Source organism: Candidatus Jordarchaeum sp. (genome assembly GCF_052745115.1).
The window spans coordinates 1-3,835 of the sequence record NZ_JBRAKS010000366.1 but is presented as its reverse complement, the minus strand read 5'-3'; the positions used below and the strand labels follow the sequence as shown (position 1 = coordinate 3,835).

Below are 3,835 nucleotides of genomic sequence, written 5' to 3'. Positions count from 1 at the left end.
CTTCCCCTTCTTCGAATAAATAAGAAGATAACGATGGACAATGTCAAGATACTCATTATATCCATTGTATGGTAACCCCTCTGGGACAACTACAACAATCTCTTTTAAGAGGAATTTTTCCTGATGCTTCATATCTTCCCATAAGAATAAACCTGCAGGTAATAGTCCACTGCTACAGCGAAAATCCCTTGCTTCTAACACCAAGAAGCTTCCTGTGGCGAGAAGGTCTCCTGCTTGTTCGACTATCTTCTTGATTGTTTTCCGGTATCCTTGAAAAGTCTCTTCTGTCCAATGGACGAGCGAATGAATATACAAAAGACTTATGTTTTGCGTAGGAGCCAAAGAAAAAGGTTGTTTTATATTATTGAATTGAACATCAATGAATCCGTCATCAGAGACGGCAAATCTCCGGAGGAGGTTCCGAGTGACTTCATCTTCTACCTGGTTTTTTGGGAATATCCAAACGGTAGTTGTCTCTAAATTCTCCTCTTCGATCTTGCGCACCTTATTTAACGTAATTTGGTGAGGAAGAGTATAATCCCACAATATGCGTTGCTCTCTTACACACTCTGCAAAGGGTTTCTCAAAGATAGGCAGATACTCATGTGCCAGTAATAGAAAGTTATGGTGAATACTTCGGGTGTACCAGAAACCTGTTGTTTTACAATTGTGTTGACGCTTAATTACCAGTTCCCGTAGGATGAAACCAGCATCAAGAAATACTCTAATAGTCTTAAAGCCAATAGGTACGACGTGTTTTGACTTACGAGCGTCTCCAATGAGAATAGCACATTTACCGCCAGGTTTCAGAACGCGCAGGCTCTCTTCGGCAACCTTACGCATTTCAATTAGGAAATCTTGCACTGATAATTCAGACAAATCACCTGGAATCTTGGTACTGTATTTAATTATCCCGGCATAGGGAGGATGGGCACATATCAGATCTATACTGTTGTTAGAAATGTCAAACAGGTCTCTAGCATCTCCAACACTTACTTTTGGCTCATACGTTGGGAACGCTTCAGTGACGAAAAATTGGTGTTCGGGTGAGAATCTCAGATTTTCCACCGTTATGCCTACTGCTCCGGGATTGATGTCCCTCGCGATACAACGACGCCCCAGCAGTTTAGCTTCAACGGCCGTAGTTCCACTCCCCACAAAGTAATCAAGGATGATATCACCAGGTTTAGAATATTTGAGGATAACATTTCGTGGAATATATGGAGACCAATTTCCCCTATAGCGGCCGTCGTGGGTAGCCCAATCGCCACGCTGTTTGAAACTCCATACAGTTGTAGTTTCTTCATGAAAGTTTGGTGGTTGCCATCTCTTTATCTGCTTGTTACGTTTTAGAATACTGATATTAGCCCCGTAAGCTTCTGTAATGATTTGCTCAAGTGTACCAAAAGAGATACCATAGCGCTCACCAATTTCTGGATCGGGCATACCTCTTTCTTTATCAGCCAGTAATGCTTTACGAAATTCCTCCTCGCCATGCAAATCCAGAATATGTGAGCGTAAGTTATCATCCACATATTCATGGCATAGTGGACATTGAATTTGCCTTTGTATTTCTTTTGTTGGTTGTAATTTATCTGCTCTCAAAGTACACCTCTCTAACTAGATTGTTTGCCTCTATATCTACAACGCTAACGCCATCGAACTTATCAGCGCGACTGCTGTGTGTCGCATCTCCTCCAGTTGGTTGTTAGGACCCCTCTATTGTACTACAAATGCCCAAATGGTCTGCTATCTTTTGACCCAACGCTTCCAAAAAAACAGCTTCAAAGAATCCACGGTCTATTGCCTTGAACAAGAGCCCAAGTAGAGTCTTTTGACCAATCATGGGCGCGAATTGCCCATATTTCTCCTTACCAGTAATCGTAATTCAGTAAGGAAACCAGAGATCATGTTTATCACCAGAAGGATCGCGGTCCCATGAGAGCTTCACGATTGTGGGATTGGATTTCACCTCACCCTTTTCAGCACTGTGGCACTTGATAGGAGCATTGAGTGAAACAAAGTCCTTAACCTCATACTTACCCCAATACTTTGTTCTGGTTCGTTTGCCAATTTTAATCACTTCCTTCCCTTTCTAACGAATTAGCTAATTGGCGTCTAACTATTGAGTGTCCTGCAGATATGAAGTATAGCCCCTCCCATGACATGTTTTATTCTGTTTATCACCCAACACTGAAGTGCTAAACGTTAAAAAAGCTATGTATTAGCAAATTTTCCTTCCAATTCACTCATATATTACCGTGTTTCTTTCGTTAATTCAAGTTGATTGAAACAAAAACCGCAATTTTGCTGTTTATTCATTTTAAAAATTCTTCAGGGATGGAGATTTAAAAGACGGAGTAGGGGCACGCCTTGGGGTCGTGGCCATCCGTGGCCACGACCAAGAAATCTTTCTTCCGGCATGGGGGCCGGAAGAATAGAACAAAGATGTAAATATGCTATGACAGATATAGCCCGGCAAAATGCTATAAGGTGAAAATAGAACTCTTGCAAAATCCGTTTATCAGATCGTCCTTGAACCGACAGGTTTCCATGTTACATCGGTGTTTGTAGCCACAAGAGTATAAAGGCACGGGGCAGAGAAGTTTTTCTTTCTGGTGGCAAACGCCCTTTATACCACCCCCTAAGAGACAAACGGAACACATCGTTTTTTCACACATCCTGGGAACAAAGTCAAAGGACACATCGAGTTGCTCAGGATAGAAATTGCTCGGCTTACCGAACATTTCGTATATCTTTCGAATTGTCCGAGGCATATCCCATGTTTTTTTATCGTTGGTAACATAAGGGCTAAATAGTCCCTGCCGAAAGATTTCAGCGTTGTTCCATATGTCACCAAGCAACTCAAGTGCATGAGGTGCAGCCTTGATGGCTGGATTTGATCTCTTCCATCGGTGAGTATCTGAGGCACCTGTTTCCTCTAAAGCCTCAACGAATAGGGGATTGAACTCATGGCTTTTCAGGTAGTCTCTGAGAGAACACCACAAGCGTTTTCGTCCGAAGAGTTCTTTTTTGGTCTCTTGATCCGGCTTAAGCTGAAAATCTGAGGTATTCTTCGCTTCCCCGTATCAGCCTCCCCTTCAGCGGCGATGTTAATGAACTGAGACAAGCTCCTATTTGTGACTCTGTCTAAGACGGCTAGTGTGCGAAAGATCAAGACCGAATCCTCCGGCGCCTATACCGGGATGCAAAGGAGACGGTATTGCCCGCGATTCCATAGCGCTTAAGCTTGGGGTTTGGATTTTCAATTGGAGACTCCATCCGCATCTTTTTCCCGTCTCGCCTCAGATAGATCAGCAGGTGGTCTTTCACACTCTTCTCGGGTGTCCTCGTGTTACTCAGCACCAAATGTTCTGAATGCCAAGCATAAGCTTAGCGTTAGGGGAGTGCACAAGCCCTGGGACCACGCCCGCTTCTTCTATCTCGTCAACGATCCAATACCAGTTACCCACAGTCTCCACAGCAACCGGTGATCCTGGCTCACAACGATTGAGAAGCTCTTTTATACTACCCCTCCAATGCTCAATCCGTGCCTCAAATGCCCTTCCGTTTTTAGCCCCTTCTATTGATGCCAGAGTGTAACGCTTGTATGAATCGAATGCAATGTATTGCATTTTTTGCGCTACCTTTTATAAAATGTTCCCGAATATATAATACCTGATTTTCTTAAAAGGCGCAGCGCTTTTATAATATCAAATTACATGAATAAAATAGTAGAAAGCATGTGATAAACAATGAGCTCATAAAAATGAAAAAACACAAAAAGAGGAAATTAGACCGGATAGAACACGAAGTAAATCGCCGCTATCGCCAG

5 protein-coding genes are annotated in these 3,835 nt (G+C 42.9%); all 5 read right to left on the bottom strand.

The features are described 5' to 3' along the window. A partial coding sequence (locus ACUVXA_RS17955) for a DNA methyltransferase (protein WP_445872660.1) occupies positions 1-1,605 on the bottom strand: 1,605 nt, incomplete at its 3' end. Positions 1,606-1,888: 283 nt separating this feature from the next. Next, the gene (locus tag ACUVXA_RS17950) at positions 1,889-2,083 is read right to left on the bottom strand and encodes a hypothetical protein (RefSeq protein ID WP_445872659.1); all 195 of its coding nucleotides are present in this window, start codon (positions 2,081-2,083) and stop codon (positions 1,889-1,891) included. Between the two features lie 403 nt (positions 2,084-2,486). Then, positions 2,487-3,008: a hypothetical protein gene (locus tag ACUVXA_RS17945; protein ID WP_445872658.1), complete on the bottom strand. Its 522-nt coding sequence runs from the start codon at positions 3,006-3,008 to the stop codon at positions 2,487-2,489. Then, on the bottom strand, positions 2,981-3,178 hold the full coding sequence (locus ACUVXA_RS17940) for a hypothetical protein (protein WP_445872657.1): 198 nt from the start codon (positions 3,176-3,178) through the stop codon (positions 2,981-2,983). Before ACUVXA_RS17940 ends, ACUVXA_RS17945 begins: the two co-directional genes overlap by 28 nt. A gap of 181 nt (positions 3,179-3,359) precedes the next feature. Then, positions 3,360-3,635, bottom strand: coding sequence for a hypothetical protein (locus tag ACUVXA_RS17935; RefSeq protein ID WP_445872656.1), 276 nt, complete (start codon positions 3,633-3,635; stop codon positions 3,360-3,362). Positions 3,636-3,835: the final 200 nt, after the last annotated feature.

Bases quoted from the DNA above. Each gene is read 5' to 3' on its own strand.
- ACUVXA_RS17935 (WP_445872656.1), bottom strand. From the start codon at position 3,635: ATGCAATACATTGCATTCGATTCATACAAGCGTTACACTCTGGCATCA.